This is a genomic window from Treponema bryantii, assembly GCF_900113965.1.
Classification (GTDB): domain Bacteria; phylum Spirochaetota; class Spirochaetia; order Treponematales; family Treponemataceae; genus Treponema_D; species Treponema_D bryantii_A.
The window spans coordinates 103,729-123,903 of the sequence record NZ_FORI01000005.1; the positions used below are offsets into that span (position 1 = coordinate 103,729).

General features: G+C 43.6%; 15 protein-coding genes. 6 read left to right on the forward strand and 9 right to left on the reverse strand.

Annotated features, from left to right (window positions below; translation table 11 throughout):
- Positions 1-39 precede the first annotated feature (39 nt).
- The 4 genes from BM161_RS07685 to BM161_RS07700 all read right to left on the reverse strand — a co-directional run bounded on the left by BM161_RS07685 (position 40) and on the right by BM161_RS07700 (position 7,316).
- The gene (locus tag BM161_RS07685) at positions 40-3,750 is read right to left on the reverse strand and encodes an alpha-amylase family glycosyl hydrolase (RefSeq protein ID WP_074931420.1); all 3,711 of its coding nucleotides are present in this window, start codon (positions 3,748-3,750) and stop codon (positions 40-42) included.
- A gap of 68 nt (positions 3,751-3,818) precedes the next feature.
- Positions 3,819-5,810 carry a 4-alpha-glucanotransferase gene (locus BM161_RS07690; RefSeq protein ID WP_074931421.1) on the reverse strand — a complete coding sequence of 664 codons (1,992 nt, stop codon included), beginning with the start codon at positions 5,808-5,810 and terminating at the stop codon, positions 3,819-3,821.
- Positions 5,811-5,883: 73 nt separating this feature from the next.
- On the reverse strand, positions 5,884-6,912 hold the full coding sequence (locus tag BM161_RS07695; RefSeq protein WP_074931422.1) for a radical SAM protein: 1,029 nt from the start codon (positions 6,910-6,912) through the stop codon (positions 5,884-5,886).
- On the reverse strand, positions 6,912-7,316 hold the full coding sequence (locus tag BM161_RS07700) for a hypothetical protein (protein WP_074931423.1): 405 nt from the start codon (positions 7,314-7,316) through the stop codon (positions 6,912-6,914). The genes BM161_RS07695 and BM161_RS07700 overlap by 1 nt, the downstream gene beginning before the upstream one ends.
- Positions 7,317-7,579: 263 nt before the next feature.
- Between BM161_RS07700 and BM161_RS07705 the strand changes: the two genes are divergently transcribed.
- Positions 7,580-8,467 (forward strand): TatD family hydrolase, encoded by an 888-nt coding sequence (locus BM161_RS07705; protein WP_074931579.1) that lies wholly within the window; start codon positions 7,580-7,582, stop codon positions 8,465-8,467.
- A 26-nt stretch (positions 8,468-8,493) separates the two neighbouring features.
- On the opposite strand, the gene BM161_RS07710 is transcribed toward BM161_RS07705, so the two are convergent.
- From BM161_RS07710 to BM161_RS07720, 3 genes are read right to left on the reverse strand one after another with little or no spacing between them, the layout of a single operon-like run.
- On the reverse strand, positions 8,494-9,171 hold the full coding sequence (locus tag BM161_RS07710) for a pseudouridine synthase (RefSeq protein ID WP_074931424.1): 678 nt from the start codon (positions 9,169-9,171) through the stop codon (positions 8,494-8,496).
- 1 nt (position 9,172) lies between these two features.
- A complete protein-coding gene (locus BM161_RS07715; RefSeq protein ID WP_074931425.1) occupies positions 9,173-10,159 on the reverse strand; it encodes a DNA-methyltransferase in 987 nt (328 codons plus the stop codon).
- A 16-nt stretch (positions 10,160-10,175) separates the two neighbouring features.
- Positions 10,176-11,252: an endonuclease/exonuclease/phosphatase family protein gene (locus tag BM161_RS07720; protein WP_074931582.1), complete on the reverse strand. Its 1,077-nt coding sequence runs from the start codon at positions 11,250-11,252 to the stop codon at positions 10,176-10,178.
- A gap of 70 nt (positions 11,253-11,322) precedes the next feature.
- On the opposite strand from BM161_RS07720, the gene BM161_RS07725 reads away from it, so the two are divergent.
- Complete coding sequence (locus BM161_RS07725; RefSeq protein ID WP_074931426.1) at positions 11,323-12,879, forward strand: sodium:solute symporter family protein; 1,557 nt, start codon at positions 11,323-11,325, stop codon at positions 12,877-12,879.
- A gap of 290 nt (positions 12,880-13,169) precedes the next feature.
- On the opposite strand, the gene metA is transcribed toward BM161_RS07725, so the two are convergent.
- Positions 13,170-14,087, reverse strand: a complete 918-nt coding sequence (gene metA, locus BM161_RS07730; RefSeq protein WP_074931427.1) for a homoserine O-acetyltransferase MetA — start codon at positions 14,085-14,087, stop codon at positions 13,170-13,172.
- A gap of 71 nt (positions 14,088-14,158) precedes the next feature.
- Here metA and BM161_RS07735 point away from each other — a divergent pair, with 71 nt between their 5' ends.
- The 4 genes from BM161_RS07735 to BM161_RS07750 all read left to right on the forward strand — a co-directional run bounded on the left by BM161_RS07735 (position 14,159) and on the right by BM161_RS07750 (position 18,300).
- A complete protein-coding gene (locus BM161_RS07735; RefSeq protein WP_074931428.1) occupies positions 14,159-15,163 on the forward strand; it encodes an alpha/beta hydrolase in 1,005 nt (334 codons plus the stop codon).
- Between the two features lie 9 nt (positions 15,164-15,172).
- Positions 15,173-16,675, forward strand: coding sequence for a peptidase U32 family protein (locus tag BM161_RS07740; RefSeq protein ID WP_074931429.1), 1,503 nt, complete (start codon positions 15,173-15,175; stop codon positions 16,673-16,675).
- 204 nt (positions 16,676-16,879) lie between these two features.
- Complete coding sequence (locus BM161_RS07745; protein ID WP_143090520.1) at positions 16,880-17,428, forward strand: hypothetical protein; 549 nt, start codon at positions 16,880-16,882, stop codon at positions 17,426-17,428.
- Positions 17,425-18,300 (forward strand): metallophosphoesterase family protein, encoded by an 876-nt coding sequence (locus BM161_RS07750; protein ID WP_074931431.1) that lies wholly within the window; start codon positions 17,425-17,427, stop codon positions 18,298-18,300. The genes BM161_RS07745 and BM161_RS07750 overlap by 4 nt, the downstream gene beginning before the upstream one ends.
- Here BM161_RS07750 and BM161_RS07755 read toward each other — a convergent pair.
- Positions 18,297-20,123 carry a RelA/SpoT family protein gene (locus BM161_RS07755; RefSeq protein ID WP_083425725.1) on the reverse strand — a complete coding sequence of 609 codons (1,827 nt, stop codon included), beginning with the start codon at positions 20,121-20,123 and terminating at the stop codon, positions 18,297-18,299. The two genes, BM161_RS07750 and BM161_RS07755, sit on opposite strands and share 4 nt — an antisense overlap.
- Between the last annotated feature and the right edge of the window lie 52 nt (positions 20,124-20,175).

The following is a 20,175-nucleotide window of genomic DNA, read 5'->3' on the forward strand; positions in this document are numbered from 1 at the left end:
AATACTGTAACACCTGCCAGTGAGAGCGGTGTTACTATTTTATTTCGAAGACTTTTTTAAGGCTGTTTTTTTTGCAGACTTTGCGGAGGTCTTAGAGCTTGCCGTTTTTTTCGAGGATTTAGCAGACTTGGAAGTCGTCTTTGAAGTTACCGTTTTCTTTGTTGACTTCTTAACTGTCTTCTTTTCCACAATCTTCGGTTCAAACTCCTTGAGCATAAGCTCGCACTTGTAGGCAGCCTTGGTTTTTGCGGCAGCCAGGAGTTTGTTGAACTTCTGGAGGTTGGCGAAGTCGGCTGTTTTACCGGTCAGGGCTATCAAGAGAATTGCCTTGTTTAAAGAATCGTCGCTGAGCTCCTTGTTGAACCAGCGAATATTGTCAAAGTTGTTAGTTCCAGACAAAAGTCCGCACCAGCGGCTCTGCATCAAAAGCTTTGTAACCTCGTAAGCGGCTGCCTTTGAATCCTTTTTGATTGCGGCAGAGTTTGTTGCGGTGGCCAGAACAAAGAGTTTTGTAAGATTCCATCTTTCGTCCTTGTCTGTAAACTTTTCTTCACAAAGATATTCATTGAACTTGCGGCCAAAAGCGAACTCAAGTGCGCAGCCTTTTTCTGTAAGACTTCCGCAGAGAGCCCAGCACAATAGAAGTTTTTCGAGGTCGGCATCTGCGCCTTCAATAAGACTTGCAAAACTTGTCGCGTCTGCCGCCTTAAGAAGAGCCTTCTGTAAATTTGCAGGCTGCTTTGTTTTTTTGAGATTATGGATTGTAACCAGCTTTTTGAGGCGGGCTGTAATTTCACTTGCTTCTTTTTCTGCGTAGAGTTTTATGTCTTTTCCTGTGAACTTAGAAGCAATCTTTATAAAGGTCGTAAGCTCCTTCTTTGCGGCAGTCATTATGTCTGTCACTTTCTTTGCGGTGAGGGATGCTGGCTTTTTAGCAACGGTCTTTGATTTTGCAGCTTTCTTTGTATCAACCGAGGTCTCGGTAGCTTCTGCTTCCGCCTTATCCTTTATCTTCTCATAACCAAAGGCTTCAAAGAGAGGCGAAATAACCTTGCCGGCGTACGCGTGCAAAGCGGTATACAAATCCTTGTAAATCAATTCCTGCCATGCAGTTTCAATGTCTTCGCAGCCTCGGCCGTTTAAGAAGTCGCACAAAATCTTATAGCGGTGGTCTGCCTGGTCGCTTACCTGATGAACATTCAGATAAACCTGATACTCAAAACCATTGAGCATTACAAAGAGCCCCTTCTCACAAACCTCACTTGATTTGCGGATAAACCAGAGGCGGCTTCTGTGCTCCTGGAAAATACAGTATTTATCGTCTTCGGCAGTCAAATTAAGACCTTCTGAAACAGAGCGGCTCATCATTACAACTTCATCACCATTGCCGGTTTTTACAGCATAAGGATCAGACTGTTTAATCCATCCGTGAGCCTGGTCGTATTTATTGTTATAGAACACGATAGCACGCTCGTTGCCACAGCCGTTAGAGTAAGCAAATACGTTTTCATTTACGTGGCCGTCTTCCCACAAATCATAAAGAAGGAAGTTGTCTACGCCCGAGAAGAGGTAGCGCTTTTTCATAAGAGGGAAGATATCGTGCCAGTGGCGGTCTACAAGGTACTGACTTGGTTTTTCGTCCTTGTAAGCCTTTGTATATTCCATTCCGTATTTTTCAGTAAAGCCTTCAATCTGGCCGTGACCAAACATTGGAAGACCCGGCATAGTAATCATCAAAGTACAAACACCAAAGTATTTGTCGCCATCACCAAACTGAGCAATAGCTGTTTCCTCATCAGGGTTGTTCATAAAGTTTACATAGCGCTTAAGAACCTGAGGATCAAAGGTGATTGTATTTTTGATAGTGTCGCGGTATTTCTGATTTTCCTCTTTTTTGAGCATGTTCATAAAGGCCGAGTTATAAACGCGGTGCATACCCAAAGTGCGCACAAAGTAACCTTCCATCATCCAGAACGCTTCGGCGAGCAGAAGTGTGTCCGGGCATTCCTGAGCAACACGGTCTACAACCTCGCGCCAGAATTCGTTTGGAATTGCGTCGTTGAACTGCTGAGTGCTCAAGCCAGTTTCACTTCTTGTTGCAATGTCTCCTCCGTGGCCCGGCTCCGGATACCAGAGGCGGCGGATAGATTTCTTTGCAAGAACCATAGCAGCATCAAAGCGGATGATAGGGAAGTTTCTTGCAACATGTAAGATTTCCTGCATAACAGCTTCGCGTGCAGCAGGATTTAAAAAGTCAATCTGAGCAGTGTCGTTCCATGGAAGACCGGTACCATCGTTTCCGTGGTAGATATAGCGTGTGTCTCCTGTGTAATTGTCGACACGTTTGAAAACTACAGAACAGTCATCTTTGCTGTAGTAGTGGTCTTCGAGGAAGAGGGAAATGCGGCCATCCTGAGAAAGGTTTTCGCCGTTGTAAGTATACTGAGGGAAAGGATTGTCGCGGCGCTGAATAAAATAGTCCGGGTGATTAATAACCCAGTCGCCGTCCATACCAGTGTGGTTTGGAACCATGTCGGAAGCAAGGCGGATTCCTCTCTGCCAGCAGCGTTGTCGAAGATTTGCCAGGGCGTCCCAGCCGCCAATATTCGAAGCAATATTATAATCAAAAAGAGAGTAAGCAGATGCGGCTGCCTCAGGGTTTCCACAAATCTGCTTGATTCGTCGGCTGGCCTTTGAACGTTCCCAAAGACCAATGAGCCAGAGACCGGTAAAACCTTCGTCGCGGAGTTTATCAAGTTCGGCATCTGGAATCTGATCCAGACGGGTAATAGGGTAGCCGTACTGCTTTGTGAGCTGATCGAGCCATACAAGAACAGTTTTTGCCATAAGAATAACTTTAGGCATCCATTCGCTGTCGGCAGAAAAGCGCTCATATTCATTCATCAGATTTTCGAAGGAATAAGGAACCATGTCCGGAAGGTCACCGCCGCCAAAGCCGTGCCAGGCTGCCTTATCTTCTTCGGAAATTGTGTCCATTCCGGCAAGAATGCGCTTGAGCCATTCACCAAGGAACTCAGCCCAGTATTTCTGAAGATATTCAAGCTGACCGCGAAGACTTTCCGGTGCAAAGACCTGAGGCTCGCGTAAAAGTGTAATCAAATCATGATTGAAAGGACCAAAGGTAGGCTGACCGGCAGCATATTTCTGAATTGTTTTCCAGGTTTTTGCATATAAAGGATTTTTTGCAAGCTCCTTATCAGAAAACATAATCATAAATGGCTTAAAGGCCTTGTTTTCATTTGCAAGATGAAGAAGAATCAGTTCCTCGAGAGTCTGTTCTCGGTTAGTACGTTCAAGCCCAGTACCCGCATCAAGCTCAGTCTGTGCAAGATATTCTTCCGGTCTGATTTTTTCGTTGTAAACTGCAACCGGTGGAAACTCCTTCATAAAATCAAGAAGAAGGGAATCTATCTTATCTTTTCCATATTCTTTATCGAGTTCCGCAATAAGATCCCGTCCAAATCCAGGCACCTTGTCGCGGCGGTACAGCATACACACATAATGCAGAATCTCATCAATGAGGCCCATAGCATTGAGCTGGCCCGCAGAAAGCTTTTTGTTTTCTTCACCGCGCGATTCAAAAACGTTATTGATAAGAAGCTGAAATTCGCGCACATTTTTCATATTTGCAAAAACTACGTTTCCGCTCGAAGCAAAAAGACCTTTGTTGAAATTACATAAGTCTCTGATTTTTTTTGAGATGTGAAACTCGTTGTGTGAAATCTGCATTAAAACTTTCCTTTTATACAATTTGAGATGTTAAATAATACAAATATTATACCATGAAAAATATGATATTACATTATTTTTTCTATTAAGGTCTTGTTATTGCACAACTCTTCCAGACTGCATGGCAGGCGGTAAGTCCAGTTAAATTCAGTTACAGTACCTGGAATGTTGATGCGTTCGTCGGAAGCTTTTTCAAGCCAGAGCGATTTATCCATGTACAAGAAGTCCTGAAGCGGTGGAATAAACCACTGACTTGCAGAAGTTGCAGAGGCCTTGATAACCGCTTCGGCAATTTCTGGAGAGAACTCAGCTGCTTCTGTAGTGCCAGGAGCAAATACTTCTGGATTTGCGCTGATAAAAGCTCTTACGCTGTCTTTTTCAGTCTCCCACCATTCGCGGATAGTTGAAGAATCGTGAACGGAAGTTGTAGTAACCGAAAGCGGAGTGTAGTCTGCAAACGGAACATAAGGCTGACCCGGTTCGTTCCATTTACGGCACCAGCGTACAACTCGGAGCCCCAGAATATTATGAGCGGCCATAGTCTTTGGAACGCATTCAATGTTTACGCCAAGGTCTTCGCCGCATGGAATCATTTTTACAGCGCTGGTAATAGCAGCAAAAATTTCATCAGCCTGCTTTTTCCAGAGCTTTTCATTTTTAGAGTTCAGGTCATTAAAGCATGCAAGCAAAGATGATTTTTCCTGATCGTTCAAAGTGCCCCAGGAAGTAGATTTGCCATAAGTCCACAGAGGAACATATTTGTTTTTTGCAATTTCGAGCAGAGTGCGGTCACTCCAGAAATCTTCCAGAACTTTCTTTACACGAGGAATTGCTTCCGGTGCGCAAAGTTCAGAAAGATCCGCTTCTTCAATAACCTTGTTGCCTTTTACAGAAGAATCAAAACGCCAGAGCTCTTCGCCGTCTATCTTGTTACAGAAAATCGCAAGAATCTGATGAGCCTTGTCGTGATTCCAGGTAATATCTTCTATTACATGAGTTGGAATATGAGGCTGACTGAGCCAGCGGATTCGGTCATCATCAAAACCAAGCTCATACAAATCAGTTTTTTTGATGAAAGCGTAAGGCTCTGTGTGTCCGTTAAGCGCATTCAAATCAGCTTCAGGAATAGCCCAGATGCGGAAGAAGCCCAGAATATGGTCGAGGCGGTAGGCATCATAATATTTTGAAGCGTTGGTAAGGCGGTCTTTCCACCAGCGGTAATCATCATCTTTAAGATTTTTCCAGTTGTAAGTTGGGAAGCCCCAGTTCTGACCGTTTGGATTATCGCCGTCTGCAGGAGCACCGGCACGCAAATCCTGATTAAATACTTCAGGGTAAGCCCATGCATCAGCAGAATCTTCATTCATCAAAATAGGCATATCACCCTTAAGTTTAAGACCAAGGCCGTGAACATATTCAACAGCGTCCTTAAACTGAGCGTCTGCAATCATCTGAGTCCATGCATAGAACAAGTGTTCTTTTTTGAACGCCTTTTTGTTCCAGAGTGCAGTAATTTCTTCCTTTGATTTTGAGCGGTCAGAATCAAGCCAGCTTTTCCAGGAAGCCTGCATATAATTCCACTTCAGATTTTTATAAACCGCATAATCTTTTACCCAAGGATTTGCCTTTATCCACTTAGAAAGAGCAGCGCCGGTTTCTCCGGTTTTTCCTTCGTCAGTGTTGTCGTAAAGCATTTTCAAAAGGGCAGTTTTTTCATTCAAAATGCCGTCGTAGTTGTAGCGCAGGCAGTATTTGTGATTTTTTACCAGAGAGTCGTAAGCTTTCTTGAATTTTGCATCAGATGAATAAAGTGAGTCAAAACCTTCTATATTTTTAAGGCGAATATAAATAGGGTGAAGCGCAAAAGCAGAAAGCCCGCTGTAAGGAGAGCTCTGAGTGCCAGTGTCGTTTACCGGCAGCAGCTGAATAATCGAAATTCCGGCCGATTTACAGAAGTCGGCGAACGGTTTGAGGTCCGGAAATTCACCAATTACGGGATTTTCCTTTGTATATAATGCACCAAGCGGAACTGCAGTTCCAGTTAATTTTTCTTTCTTCATATGCGTGTAATTATAACACGGTTTTTAAAAAATGAATTAGAAAAAAATTCAGAAATTATAGAAAGAATTTTACCTAACAGTGCCACAGAGGGGTTGCGAGTTTGTTAGAAAATGGCTGCGGTCTTGTAAAATCCGGCAGCCAGCTGGTATCGTCTGTGAGCTCCTGATAGAACAGATACTCAAAATCGTAGGCCTCGATGAGGTCCTGAATATCGGCATCTTCTTCCGGGGTTACCAGGCGGTTTTCCAGGTTGGAAAGGGCGGCGCGGCGCGCCATCAGCTGGTCGGCGGATTCGTTGAATTTTACCGGGGTGTACTGGTTCATCAGTGAAATGATGGCGCGCCCGTCGGCGTGTTCTTTGAGCCACGCGAGGACGTCGGCAGTTTCGGCAAAGTGGCCGGGCATGAAGAGATGTCGGATAATTACACCGGAAAGCATTTTGTCGCGTGGCTGGCCGGGCTCTGCCCATTCGGCGGGCTTCGCATCGGGAGGTTCTGGAATAGACTGAATGTCCAGCGGATTATTTTCAATCATCCACTTAATCGCAGCGGTTGCTGCCTCGGGGTAGTTCGGGGCGGCGAACAGTTTTTGTGAGAGAGCTCCGTCCAGTGTTTTGAGGTCGGGCAGCCATATGGTTACCAGGCCCTTAAGAAGCTCGAGCATTTCTACGGTTTCGTAAGCAGAAGAGTTCCAGCAGAACGGAATTGTTACACCGCGGTCGCGGGCTGTACGGAGGAATTGTGCAATTTTCGGAATGTGATGGCTGCCGGTAACAAGATTTATGTTTTCGGCCCCGGCGTTCTGAAGGCGTAGGCAGATGTCGGCAAATTCTTCGGCATCAACAGCGCGTCCCAATCCATCCTGACTAATCTGATAGTTCTGGCAGAACGCACAGCGCAGAGTACAGCCTGTAAAAAAGATAGTACCGCTTCCGCCAAAAACAGTTACCAGCGGCTCTTCTCCAAAGTGAAGGCCGGCAAAGGCAATGCGAAGGTCAGCAGGTTCGCGGCAGAACCCTGTCGCATTTGTTCTATCCACCCCGCACGCTCTTGGGCACTGGCGGCAGTTTTTATAAAGCTCGTCTATCTGTGAAAGTTCCATTAATATGCGCCCTTGCTTACAAGAATCTTCATCAAATCCTGAAGTACATCAACATCTAAGTCTTCTGCTTCAAAATTTACAAGGCGGCCAAATTCTTCCCAGTCAGCATCCGAAATCAGCTCCTGATATTCGTCGCTATTTTCGAGAAATGCAAGGTAAGCTGCAAGACGGTTTTGATTTTCTTCGCCAGGCTCCCAGGTCAAATCTGCAGAGCGGTAAATATATTCATTTTCCCAATATTCAAAAATAGAGTCTGCAAGTTCTCCAACATCAGCCGCGTTACGCTCAAAAAGTCTGCGGATATCGTTCTTCACGCGGTTATAATCAGATTTTCCACCATTGTTCTGGCGGTCATGCTTGAGAGATTTTTGCAAGTCTGTAAGAAATTTGTTTATATCTGTCATGGGTGAAAGTATAATGATTTTAGATTATAGGTTCTAGGTGTTATTTAAAAACCTAAAACTTGGTGCGCAAATGCGTAGCGGAAAAAACACACTGAAAAAAATTTGAGCCGATACGGACCGTTTGTCCTCGCAGTTGGTACAAGCGAAGCGCGAGGCTCACCTTTTTTCAGTGTGTTTTGTTCCGCGAGAGCATTTGAGTACCAATTTTTCTGTAAATTTATAATAACTAGAATATGGTTTCTAAAATCATTATACTCTCACACATGTTCTCAGATACACATTTCCATTTTCATATGATGACTACCGAACGCGGAGTAGATGGCATTGAAGTTCTGTCTACCATGGCCGCAAGAAACTGTTATTTTGGGCTTGATATTGGAACTCATTGCGACGACTTAGCTGAACGTCAGGCTTGTGTTGAGCAGACAATTGCCGGAATGGCTGATAACGGTCTTGCGGCAAAGGCTCGTGATTTTATGTATTTTTCTGCGGGAATCTGGCCGGATGTTGGGGCTATTCATGACCGAGATAATCAGATGAAGGTTTTGCGTCAGTCTATTGAAGCGGCTGCAAGCGGTGGAGACCATGATACTCTGCACCGTAAAATTGTTGCGGTTGGGGAATGTGGAATTGATCATCACTGGAATCCTTCTGGGGAAGATGGCCGCTGTGAATCTGATTTTGATGAGCAGACTTACCGCGGGGAACGCGAGCTTTTTGAAGCTCATCTGGAACTTGCCCGAGAACTAAAACTGCCGGTTATTGTTCATAGTCGTGATGGTTTTGAAGATACTCTGGATTGCCTTAAAAACGTTGGTTACGATAACGGAATTATCCACTGCTACAGTTATGGAATTGATGAAGCACGTGCGTTTTTGGACCGCGGCTGGTACATCGCATTTGGCGGTGCAGTTACTTACAATAAAAAAGCAAAGCTGGAAGCTGTAAAAGAACTTTTGAAGTTTGTTCCTGCAGACCGTTTTCTTTGTGAAACTGATGCTCCGTATCTGGCGCCGGTTCCGCTGCGTGGAACTGTGAATACTCCGGTTAATGTTGAGCATGTTTATAATTTTATTGCTGAGGTTCGCGGGTGTACGCCGGAAGCGTTGAGCGAACTAGTGGATGAGAATATTAAAAACTTGTTCTTTTAAATTATGGTTTCGATACGGCCTTTGGCCTACTCAACCACCGAATTCTTTTCAGTTTCAGTCATATTGCGCCACTGGCCAGAAGTGAGGTCTGCTGGAAGGGTAAGGCCTCCAATGGAGATTCGTTCGAGTTCTTTTACTTCGTTGCCCAGTGCGCGGAAGATTCGGCGGACTTCGTGGAACTTTCCTTCGTAAACAGTTATTTCACAGATATCAGATGTCAGAAAATGGAGAGCGGCAGGTTCGGCCTGTTGTTCTCCATATTTTTTTTCCGGTGGAAGTGTGAGGCCGGCTGCAGCGCGGGTGATGTATTCAGACTGGGTACCGTAAGATACCGGATTTATTAAAGTTGCACGGTATGTTTTTGATATACGATGCATACGGTGGTTGAGCTTGTCGAAACTACCGCAGACTTCGGATTGGTTGTGTGCCGCGGTGGTTTCGACAGGCTCAACCACCGTATTTGCTGTAATCCTATGAGAAAAAAATCCGTCGGTTGTGAGAAGCAGGAGGCCACTAGTGTCGCAGTCCAGCCTTCCAATTGTGTGGAGACGGCTTCCGCGTTTTGCGCCCTGTACCTGGCTGCGGAGTTCTGGAGTCAGTAAATCGTAAACGGTTTTGTGAGAATCGGAAACGGCTGAGCAGACGTAGCCGCACGGCTTATTCATGATGAGATAGATTTTTTCTGCGCTGGAAGAAGTCTTCATTTTATTTCTTGTACAGGGCTGCAGAGTTTCTTTCCCAGAAAACACCATCGCTGTAGCCCTGAATGTCTTTGTCGGTTTCGGCAAGTTCAAGGCGCTTTTCGGCGAGCATGCAGTATTCTTCGTTCAGTTCAATCCCGCACCAGTGGCGGCCGAGTTTTTTTGCAACTACGCTTGCAGTACCACTTCCAAGGAAGGGGTCAAAAATAACGTCGCCCGGACGCGAGCTTGCCAGAATCAGCTTGGCATAAAGCTTTTCGGGTTTTTGTGTCGGGTGGTCTGTGTTTTCCGGCATGGACCAGAATGGTACGCTTATATCATCCCAAAAGTTTGAAGGACAGGTGAGGCGGAAGTTTCCTTCTTCGCTTTCTTCCCAGTCTTTTGGTTTTCCGTCTTCGCGGTAAGGGGCAATTACCCGGCGCTTCTGCTTTACGGCTTCAACATCAAAATAATAATTGTCCGGGTCTTTTACTCCAAACCAGATATCTTCCATTCCGTTTTTCCAGTTTGCTTTTGCGCCGCGGCCTTTTTCTCTTTGCCAGGTGATGCGGTTCAAAACTGTAAGTTCACTTTCCATCGCACGCTGAAGGGCGGCAGTGCATTTCCAGTCACCGCACATATAAAGCGAGCCGGTTGGCTTAAGTTTGCGGCAAACTTGCGGGAACCACGACATCAGATATTCTTCATATGATTCTTCATCGCGGGCGGTAAAAACTTTGCCGTTGAAATTTTTTCTGAGATTATATGGAGGGTCAATGATGATTAAATCTGCAAACTCATTCGGGAGATAGGGAAGGGCAGTGAGGAGGTCGGCGTTGATGGTTTTGTCGAGGACTGTGGTGGTTTCGCTCCTTCGACCAGGCTCAGGGACCGCAGGCTCAACCACCGTATTTGCCTCGGTAATTGTAATAAGGCGGTTTTTGAGAGTTTGTTTTTCTGTGTCAGTTAATGTAATTGTACGGTTTCGTCCTGCCCGTTTTTTTTCTTCCATAATTATCTGCAGAATCTTACTGAAGCTCGAAGGTCATGTAAACAGGGTTGTGATCAGAATGCTGGAAATCTGCATCAATTATATTTACAGAAAGTTTGTCGATATTTGGAGAAATAATAAATCCATCTATTACATAATACTGCCAGTCGTGAGCGGCAGCCTTTGCATCGTTGTAAGGTGCTTCAAGAGAGCGACAGGTTGGCTTTGAATCATCATAAACAAACTGCCAGCCGCCTTCTGCAATACTTGGATCAAGCTGACCAGGAATCCATCCGTCCGGACTGATAACAGGGTAGGCTTCTGAACCAGGGAACTTCTGATTAAAGTCTCCTCCGGCAATTACATAATTTCCCTTCGCATATTCTGAATCAAGGAATTCTTTAAGAGCCTTAGTCTGAGCAATCTTTCCTTCTCCGCTGTCATAAGCTTCAAGATGGAAGTTTGCAAGTACGAGTTCTTTTCCAGATGCTCCACCGTTTTCATAAACCGGAATGCGGGTTACAAGAATACAGCGCTTAAGGTTTGCAACTCTGGTTGGCCATGTGAAAGGAACTGGGAGTGCACGGCGCTGTGCAGAGGTTGTCTCAAAATTGGTAAAAATTGAAACACCACTTTGAATGCGTCCCATTGGAGGGAAAGGAATTGGAACAAATACACAATTGTAGTTGTAAGCAAAAGAGCCGCCTTTTCCGGTGAAGTTTTTCATTGCTTCAACCTGATTGATTTTGTAAGAGCGGGCAGATTTAATATCAATTTCCTGAACAAAAAGAATGTCTGGAGTATGAGTTCCGATTGTCTGTTTGATTCCTGAAAAATAACCTTCAACAACAGCTTTTGAATCTGGATGACCTTTCTTTCCGCCATCCATAAAGAAGTCTTCATCTTTTCCAAGTCCGGCATAACCAATGTTCCAGCTCATAATGGAAACAGGTTTACCACGAACCAGCATTTCGTTACCGGTTGTATACGGAACGTCTTCAATAGGCTTTGGTCTGTATTCAACAATAGTGAGGAACAGGAAAAAAAGTACAACACATAAAACCGGAATTCCGATTATTGCGGCTGGAATAATAATAAACAATCTTCTTTTCATAGTAAAAATCATTATATCACTTGTGTGGGGATATACAATAGAAAATAATTTTGTTATTATACATAGTATCATGATTATAAAACTATCTTTACTTATCGTTTTCTTCGCCGTTTTCGTCTTTGTCGGCATTAAGTGCCGCGCAGTTTCAAACAATGTAAACGGTTATGTTTTGGGAGGCAGAACCGTAGGTCCCTGGCTCACAGCTTTTGCTTACGGTACATCTTACTTTTCTGCCGTAATTTTCGTTGGTTATGCCGGACAGTTCGGCTGGAACTTTGGCCTTGCTTCAACCTGGATTGGTCTCGGTAATGCGTTCATCGGTTCTCTTATGCCTTGGGCAATTCTCGGTCGCCGCACCCGCGTTATGACCCAGCATTTGAACTCAAAGACAATGCCTGATTTCTTTGGTCAGCGCTATGAATCAAAGGGCCTCAAGGTTGCTGCTTCTGCAATTACCTTCTTGTTCCTGATTCCTTACACAGCATCGCTTTTCAATGGTCTTTCACGCCTTTTCCGCATGGCCTTTAATGTTGACTATTCAGTTTGTGTAATTGTTATGGCTGTTCTTACTGCTATCTACGTAATTGTAGGTGGTTACATGGCAACTGCTGTAAACGACTTCATTCAGGGAATCATCATGCTCATTGGTATTGTTGCTGTAATTCTCGCAGTTCTTTCTAAGAACGGCGGTTTTATGCAGTCTATGGCTTTGATGTCTGAAATTGAATCTCCAGTTATGAAGGGTGCTTACTCTTCCTTCCTGGGACCTCAGCCTTTCTACCTTCTGATTGTAGTTCTTCTTACATCTCTTGGTACCTGGGGACTTCCTCAGATGGTTGGTAAGTTCTACGCAATCAAAAATGAACGTTCTGTAAAAATCGGTACAATGATTTCTACTTTCTTTGCCATCATCATCGCAGGCGGATGTTACTTCCTCGGTGGTTTTGGCCGTCTCTTCCTTACACCGGAGCAGGTTAAGACAGAAGGTTTTGATGCTGTTGTTCCTACAATGCTTTCGGGGCTCGGAGATGTTCTTATTGCTGTAGTTTTGATTCTTGTACTCTCTGCTTCTATGTCTACTCTTTCTTCACTTGTTTTGACATCAAGCTCAACACTTACTCTCGACTTCATCAACTCATTCAAAAAGAAGGAATTATCTGATAAGCAGAACCTCTTTATACTCCGCATTTTCGTTGCAGTATTCATTGTGATTTCTGCAGTAATTGCAATTGTTCAGGCTAAATCAAAAGTAACCTTTATTGCTCAGCTCATGGGTGTTTCATGGGGTGCTCTTTCTGGTGCCTTCCTTGCACCATTCCTCTACGGTCTTTACTGGAAGAAAACAAGCAAGGCTGCAGTTGCAACTTCATTCTGCTTTGGTGTTGTAATGATGATTATTCAGCTCAGTATTTCTCTTGGTCTCTGCCACGTATCAGGACCAGTTCTCGGATTGATTTTCAAGAACTCACTTTACTCTGGCGTATTCAGCATGCTCGCATCACTGATTATCGTGCCGGTAGTAAGCTTCTGTACTGCAAAGACAAGACCTGTTGAAGTAGAAAAGATGTTCGACTGCTACAACACAACAGTTACTGTTCATACTACTGAAGCACTTACAGAAGAATAGAAATCTATAAGCCCGTCTGGGAAATAAAAAACCTATGCGATCTACCGATAAGATTATTTTGACAGGCAGTCAAGCTGCCTGCAAAATAACTTATAATGTATCTCGCATAGGTTTTTTATTTCCCAGACTTGTTTTGTAGTTTCTAAGAAAAGAGTTATAAAGAACTAGGCCCCAACCAGAAGAAAAAAACATGCAAGATACATTATAAGTTATTCTGCAATTGGCTTGACCAATTGTCAGAATAATCTTATCGGTAGATTGCATGTTTTTTTCTTCTGGTTGGGGTATATTTATTTAATAGACGAAAGATTAAACGGTGTAGCCTGGTATACGTAGTAGTTCAGCCAGTTTGAATAAAACAGATGAGCCGTAGCGCGCCAGTAACTGGTTGGCATTCGGTTTACATTATTTGTAGGGAAGTAGTTCTTTGGAAGTGGAACTTTCATTCCCTTGTCTGTATCGCGGTAATATTCCTGAGCCAGGGTCATTGTGTCATATTCAAGATGACCGGTCATAAAGATTTCGCGGTTATCTTTTGATTTCAAAATTGTAACACCTGCTTCTGCACTTTCTGCAAGAATCACAAGTTCAGGATGTTTAATCAAATCTTCTTTTATTAAAGTTGTGTGGCGGCTCTGTGGAATAGGGAAGGTGTCATCAAAACCTCTTAAGAGAGGGTCGCCTTCAACGGCACGTTCATTCATAAAAATGCCCGACATCTTTCTTTCAAGCGCGTGTTTTGGAACTCCATAATGATGATAAAGACCTGCAAAGCATCCCCAGCACAAATAAAGTGTTGAGTAAACATTCTGGCGAGCATAATCCATAATCTTACAAAGTTCATCCCAGTAATCAACATCTTCAAAATCAATCTGCTCAACAGGGGCACCGGTAATCAGCATGCCGTCGAATTTCTGATTGTAGAGCTCGCTCGAAGGAATGTAAAAACGGTCAAGGTAGCTCTGATCTGTGTTTTTGCTTGCGTGATTTTCCATATTAACGAGGGAAATCTCAATCTGAAGCGGTGTGTTTCCAAGCAGGCGGAGCAACTGAGTTTCTGTTACTTCCTTGTTTGGCATGAGATTTACAATCGCAATTTTAAGCGGACGGATATCCTGTTCCATCGCCCGTTTCTCCGTCATGACGAAGATGTTCTCTTTTTCAAGTGTTGCGCATGCAGGCAAATCTGACTGAATCTTAATAGGCATCGTAAACCTCCTTTGGTTATATTGTTGCATATTCTAGCAGAAATCATATATCTTTGCTATAATATTGCACTATGGAAAACAAAAACGACCGCAAAGGTGCAATCAAAAAACTTAAGCTTCTTACCTTTGGATCAAAATCAAATGTAGATACTTTCCGCGCAAAACTTGATGAAGGCTTTAAAACTGTTTTTCTGCCTAACGGAGTTGAGCGCACCGAATATAAATATGGAAATACAGAATGTGATGTGCTTGCGCCAGAGATTTATGCTTCTAACCGCGTAATGCTTTACATTCACGGAGGCTCTTTTGTGGGCGGTTCACGTGCCGCTTATGCAAGTTTCTGTGCTTCCCTTGCAACAAAATGTTTTTGCCGTGTAGTTGTACCAGAGTACCGCCTAGCACCGGCTTTTCCTTTCCCTGCTGCAAATGAAGATATTCAGAATGTCTTTAAATCACTTTTTACAGAAGAACAGATTGCCTGCTCTCTTAATGCAGAAAAGGGCGCAAAGCCACAGCTTCCGGAAATCATCATTGCGGCAGACAGTTCGGCTGCTCCAATTGCCTGCTCTTTGATTTTTAATCTTCGTGAGAGATACCGTACCTGCATCAAGCAGATTATTCTTTTTTCTCCATGGCTTGATGTTTCAAACTGTTCAAAACTGATTACAACCAAAAAGATAAGTGATGAAGTTATGAGCGGAGACGTTCTTAGAAAGAGCAGCTCTGTTTATACTTTTGAATCTAATACTTCCAGTCCTATGGTCTCACCTCTGCTTGCCGGAGATGATGCATTACAGAATTTCCCACCGGTATTTATTCAGATGGGAGAAAAAGAAATCCTTCTTGATGATGCAAAAGAATTTGCTGAGAATCTTCGTGCTGCCGGTAATGAATGTGTACTGGATTTCTGGCCAAATATGATGTTTATGTTCCAGATGGCAGATGAATATCTTCATGAGTCACACCTTGCACTGGATAAGGTTGGTAAGGTTGTTACAGAAGGCACAATGGGTAAGTCAGCAGTTCAGATTGAAAACAAGCCTAAACTGGAACAGAGTCTTCGTTCGGAAGCGTAGGAGACATTTATGGAACTTTTATCGCCAGCTGGCAATGTTGAAAAATTATATTATGCGTATGCTTATGGCGCAGATGCTGCCTATATTGGTCTTAAGAAATTTTCACTTCGCGTAAAGGCAGACAATTTTTATGAGGACGAATACAAAAAGGTTGTGGCTCTTAAAGAGCAGTTTCCTGGACGCCGTCTTCACTGTGCGCTAAACATTTCTTTTCATGATGAAGAAATTGATGCACTCAAAGCAAATTTTGATTATTTTAAGCAGTATCCGATAGATGCTTTTATTGTACAGGATATTGGTATTGTTCCGCTTCTTCAAAAAGAATTTCCTGGGGCGCAGCTGCATTTAAGCACTCAGGCGAGCTGTGTTAATAGCGAGGCGGTTAAGATGTACAAGTCTATGGGATTTTCGCGCATTGTTCTTGGACGCGAGATTTCCATTGAACAGATTCGCCGTATTAAGGACTCGGTGCCTGATATGGAGCTCGAGACTTTTGTTCATGGTGCGATGTGTATAGCCTACGCAGGCCGCTGCCTTATGAGCGCATACCTTACAGGTCGTAGTGCACAGAGCGGTTTCTGTTCTCACACCTGCCGCTGGAACTTTAAGCTTGCAGAAGACCGTGATTCTGGAAACGACAGTTCGGCTCCTCATATCATAACTGCAGAAGAAGCACGCCAGATGGCACAGAGTGGTCTTCTCACAATCGAAGAAGAGCAGAGACCTGGCGAAAAGTTTCCTATTTTTGAAGGTGAAGATTTTACTGCAGTTCTTTCTTCAAAAGATATTCGCATGATTGAGCACCTTGCAGACCTTCGCGATGCCGGAATCGACTCGCTGAAAATCGAAGGCCGCATGAAGAGTGTTTACTATGTTGCAATGGTAACCCGTGCTCATCGTAAAGCTCTCGATGCTCTGGAAGGAAAAATCACAGACGAAGAAGCGGCTCCATATATCGCAGAACTTGAAAACGTAGCCCACCGCGAAAGCACTACGGGCTTTTACTATAACAAGGCAGATGCCGACAAAACTACAACCGGTGCGAGCGACAGTAAATATCAGCTTGCAGCGGAGATTGGAAACGAAATTACAGGTGCTGCCTTTGATTCAGTTTATTCAGAAGGTCAGAAGCGCGGCGCTGAAAATCAAAAGGTTCTCGACGAAATGCATCCTGCTGCCCGCGAAGCCCGTCTTAAAGATTACGAACAGCATCCGGACCGCCGCATAATTCCGTTTGAGAAGAAAGACGGCTGGTATATGTACGAATGCAATGCCATGAACATGATTCGTATTGAAGATGATATTGAATTTGTTTCACCTGAATTCTGTTCTCTTACAATTCCTGCTGGTGAATGGGAAATCATTGATTCAGAAACAGGTCTTAAAATGAACTGGACCTGCGACGGCCATCCAACCTACATCTATGTTTCGCATAAACTTCCTGCTGCAACTTTGCTTAGAACTCTGGACCCGGATTATGTTGAAGGCAAAATCCGAGACACGGGCCGCTAATACTTTTGGGACAAAATCATGCAGCATCGTGCAGTAAGGCTTTTTCTCGCAATTCTGATTTTTTCACTTTTCAGTTTTTCTCTGAGTGCGGACATTAACTTGTTTACGGGCGGAGCCCCGGCCAGTTCCATTCAGTGGGCTGTAGATTTTCCTATAATCCGAGACTTGAGGAACCCGGCCCCCGCGGAGGAGCTTATCTTGGCGGTGGATTATGGGGAGCTCAGAGCAGGTTCTGGAATCAAATATCAGTGTAATCAGTTTGATTTTACAAATCATATTTCTTATATGCCAACTTTTAATCACAGCTTTCAGGCGGGCTTTGGTGGTACCTGGCATTTTTACCGTTACTTAAAAGAGTTCACAGAGAACGACCTTATAGTTACTGCCCGTTTCCGCTGGATGCGCGGTCCTGTTTTCTCTTTTGAAAATGCGGCAGGTTTTCTTTTTAAGTTTACGACAATTGATGTAATTAGAGAATATAAGCCTTTGATCTACAATTTTTCATATCATTTTTCTCTTTTGTGTAACTGGCATCTTTTTAATAAAACTGATTTATGGTGCGCGCTTAATCTTCAGGATTATTTTGATTACCCGCTTGCTATAAGTCCTTTTTTCAAACTCGGTTTTAATTTCTATGCCGCTCCAGATATTGTTTTAGGACTGGACTATTCTTTGAAGTTTGTTGATATGTTTTTCAGCGCGATTTATCTGAATGAAACTGTCCTGCGTTTTTCGTTTAAGGTGTTAATATGATTTTCAGAGTTGCCAGAGTTTTTGTGATTTCAATCTTTCTCTTTTTCTTGACTTCCTGTTACGGCAGCTGGAATTTCTTTTATGAAGGAAACAATGTAGATGAACGAACTCAGGAAATGAAATGGATTTCAGATTCGAATGATTTACAATTTGAACAGAGCGGTGTTTCAAAACTTGGCGGAACATACACAGTTCTTGTTTTATCTGATACTCATTTTGGAAGCAAGAAGAAGCCTGTAAATCCACAAAAGCTTTATAACTGGCTCGACACTAAAAAGGAATCACCTGATTATCCGTCCTTTGCAATCTGCCTTGGAGATGCAACTGAATTAGGCCGCCGTGATGATTTTGATCTTTATCATGATTTTTGTAAAACTCTTCAGACAAAATATAATCTGTCCCTGATTTTTAATGCCTGCGGAAATCATGACATCTATCAGAATAACTGGGAAAACTGGGAACGTGAATGTTATCCGTATACTTCGTTTTACAGATTTCAGACAACGAATTTTTCATGGTACTGCCTTGATACTGCCTCGGGAGCTGTAGGTTATGAGCAGTACAAAAAGCTGATGGCAGTGTTTGAACTTGATCCTCGACCGAAAATTGTTTTTACACACTATCCTTATGTGCGCTTTAATATCAACTGTTCGAATATGGCAGAGACAACAGAGCGCAATCTCATGATTTCAGATTTTTATAAGAACAAGGTAAAGTGCCTTCTTGGCGGACATAATCACACTGCAACCTACGACAATCTTGGCTTTAATGATTATGGCATTCCATCTTATGGTTATGTTGAAAAGTGGGGACTGCTGTATGTTGATGAAGCAGCCGGCACTGCCGAACTTATTTTTTGTGGTGATAATTAGTCATCCCACTGAACTTCTACGCTGCGTTCTTCTTTATGAGGAATGCGTTGATAAATGAGACAGTCGGCGCGGTGAATTGAAACACCCTTAGTTCTTGTTACATAGCCCGCAATAAGGTCTGGATATTCCGGATGGCAGCACTGCGCAATGTTGTAAAGTACACGGCGTTCGCCCTGTACCAGAACTCCGCATTTTCTTTTAGGCTTCTGTTCAACATTTTCCTGCTTGCCTTTTTTAGGGCGTGATTTCTTTACTCTGCTGAAATGAGTACCACCAGCACCCGCAGTACCAACCGTGCCCTCAATGCCCTGAGCCGCGGCGGCCTCTTCAGCCTTAAGCGCAAGCCGTTCACTGAAAGTAGGGTCATTAGCCATGAGCCACGAGTGAATCTTCTGGTGAGCCTTACTTGTCTTTACCAGCTTGAGCTGAGCCTCTGTAGGATGAGCCTGAGGATTTGTGATTACTTCAATAATCTGAGTATTTTGAAGCGCCTTAGACAAAGGAATGATTTTTCCGTCTGCCTTAGCCGCAATGATTTTTTCACCGATAGCTGAGTGAATTGAGTATGCAAAGTCAATTGCAGTTGCTCCCATCGGAAGCTTTTTTACATCACCCTTTGGAGTGAAAACGTAAATCTCATCACCAAGGAGTTCGTTCTTGAGAGTTTCAAAATTGTTGCCTTCTGTGAGGCTGTCTTTAAACTGCTGCAGTTTGTTGTAAATGGCGAGGCGGTCTTCTTCTATAAGTTCGCGCGAGCTTCCTTTTTTGTAAAGCCAGTGTGACGCAATTCCGTGCTCGGCCATGTTGTGCATGTCGTGGGTACGAATCTGAATCTCAAGAGGCTTTCCTTCACACATTACAGTTGTGTGCAGCGACTGATAACCGTTTGCCTTAGGCATGGCAATGTAGTCTTTGAATCGGCCGTCGAGTGGTTTCCAAAGTCCGTGAACAATACCAACAAGAGTATAGCATTCAGCCGGAGTATTACAGAGAATACGCAGTGCAAGTAAATCAAAAAGTTCTCCTGCTTCCTTGTTGCGCTTTCTCATCTTCTGATAAATTGAGTAAAAGTGTTTTGCACGGCTTTGAATCTCAATCTTCATGCCCATTTTATCTGCAGATTTATAAATGCTGTTTACAGCCTTTTCGAGGTAGCTTGAGCGCTCGTCTTTTTTCTGAGAAACAATTGCCTTAATCTGCTGGAAAACTGCCGGGTTTGTATACTTAAGGCTCAAATCTTCAAACTCATTTTTTTCTGCCTGCATTCCAAGACGGTCTGCAAGAGGAGCCCAGATCTCTATAACGGCAGATGCAATCATATGCTGGTCTGCGGCGGTAAAGTTTTTGATATTGCGGATGCGGTCCAGACGGTCGGCAAGGGTAATAAGGATAATGCGCGCATCATCACACATTGCAAAAAGCATATTGCGGATGGCGTCTGACTGATGCATTGTTTTTGTGTTTATAGGGAGATTGAGAATCTTATTTACTGTGAGAATAATATTGCAGACATTTTCACCAAACTGAGCCTTCAGTTCCTCTTCTGAAACATCAAATTCTGTAATTGAGTGAAGGATTGCTGCTACAAGGGTAGGGCTGTCGAGCTTGCTTTCTGCAAGAATGTTTGCAACTCTGAGTGGATGAACGTAGTAAGGCTTTCCGCATTCACGAACTTTGTCGCCTGCTTTTTGTACAAGAAGAGACCATGCCTGTGAAACTGCCTGTTTTTCTTCCGGAGAAAGATATTCGTGTTTAGAAAAAAACTCTTCCAGAAGGGCAGCTGGATTTTTCATGTCGGAAACAAAAACTTTATCGCTGCTCATACTTCCACCGTATAAATTAAAAATAACAGATTATTCTAAAAAATTACAGTAA

Coding starts and splice junctions, on each gene's coding strand:
- BM161_RS07690 (WP_074931421.1), bottom strand. CDS start 5,810: ATGAAGAAAGAAAAATTAACTGGAACTGCAGTTCCGCTTGGTGCATTA.
- BM161_RS07685 (WP_074931420.1), bottom strand. CDS start 3,750: ATGCAGATTTCACACAACGAGTTTCACATCTCAAAAAAAATCAGAGAC.
- BM161_RS07735 (WP_074931428.1), top strand. CDS start 14,159: ATGGAAAACAAAAACGACCGCAAAGGTGCAATCAAAAAACTTAAGCTT.
- BM161_RS07720 (WP_074931582.1), bottom strand. CDS start 11,252: ATGAAAAGAAGATTGTTTATTATTATTCCAGCCGCAATAATCGGAATT.
- metA (WP_074931427.1), bottom strand. CDS start 14,087: ATGCCTATTAAGATTCAGTCAGATTTGCCTGCATGCGCAACACTTGAA.
- BM161_RS07705 (WP_074931579.1), top strand. CDS start 7,580: ATGTTCTCAGATACACATTTCCATTTTCATATGATGACTACCGAACGC.
- BM161_RS07750 (WP_074931431.1), top strand. CDS start 17,425: ATGATTTTCAGAGTTGCCAGAGTTTTTGTGATTTCAATCTTTCTCTTT.
- BM161_RS07700 (WP_074931423.1), bottom strand. CDS start 7,316: ATGACAGATATAAACAAATTTCTTACAGACTTGCAAAAATCTCTCAAG.
- BM161_RS07740 (WP_074931429.1), top strand. CDS start 15,173: ATGGAACTTTTATCGCCAGCTGGCAATGTTGAAAAATTATATTATGCG.
- BM161_RS07715 (WP_074931425.1), bottom strand. CDS start 10,159: ATGGAAGAAAAAAAACGGGCAGGACGAAACCGTACAATTACATTAACT.
- BM161_RS07725 (WP_074931426.1), top strand. CDS start 11,323: ATGATTATAAAACTATCTTTACTTATCGTTTTCTTCGCCGTTTTCGTC.
- BM161_RS07710 (WP_074931424.1), bottom strand. CDS start 9,171: ATGAAGACTTCTTCCAGCGCAGAAAAAATCTATCTCATCATGAATAAG.
- BM161_RS07755 (WP_083425725.1), bottom strand. CDS start 20,123: ATGAGCAGCGATAAAGTTTTTGTTTCCGACATGAAAAATCCAGCTGCC.
- BM161_RS07695 (WP_074931422.1), bottom strand. CDS start 6,912: ATGGAACTTTCACAGATAGACGAGCTTTATAAAAACTGCCGCCAGTGC.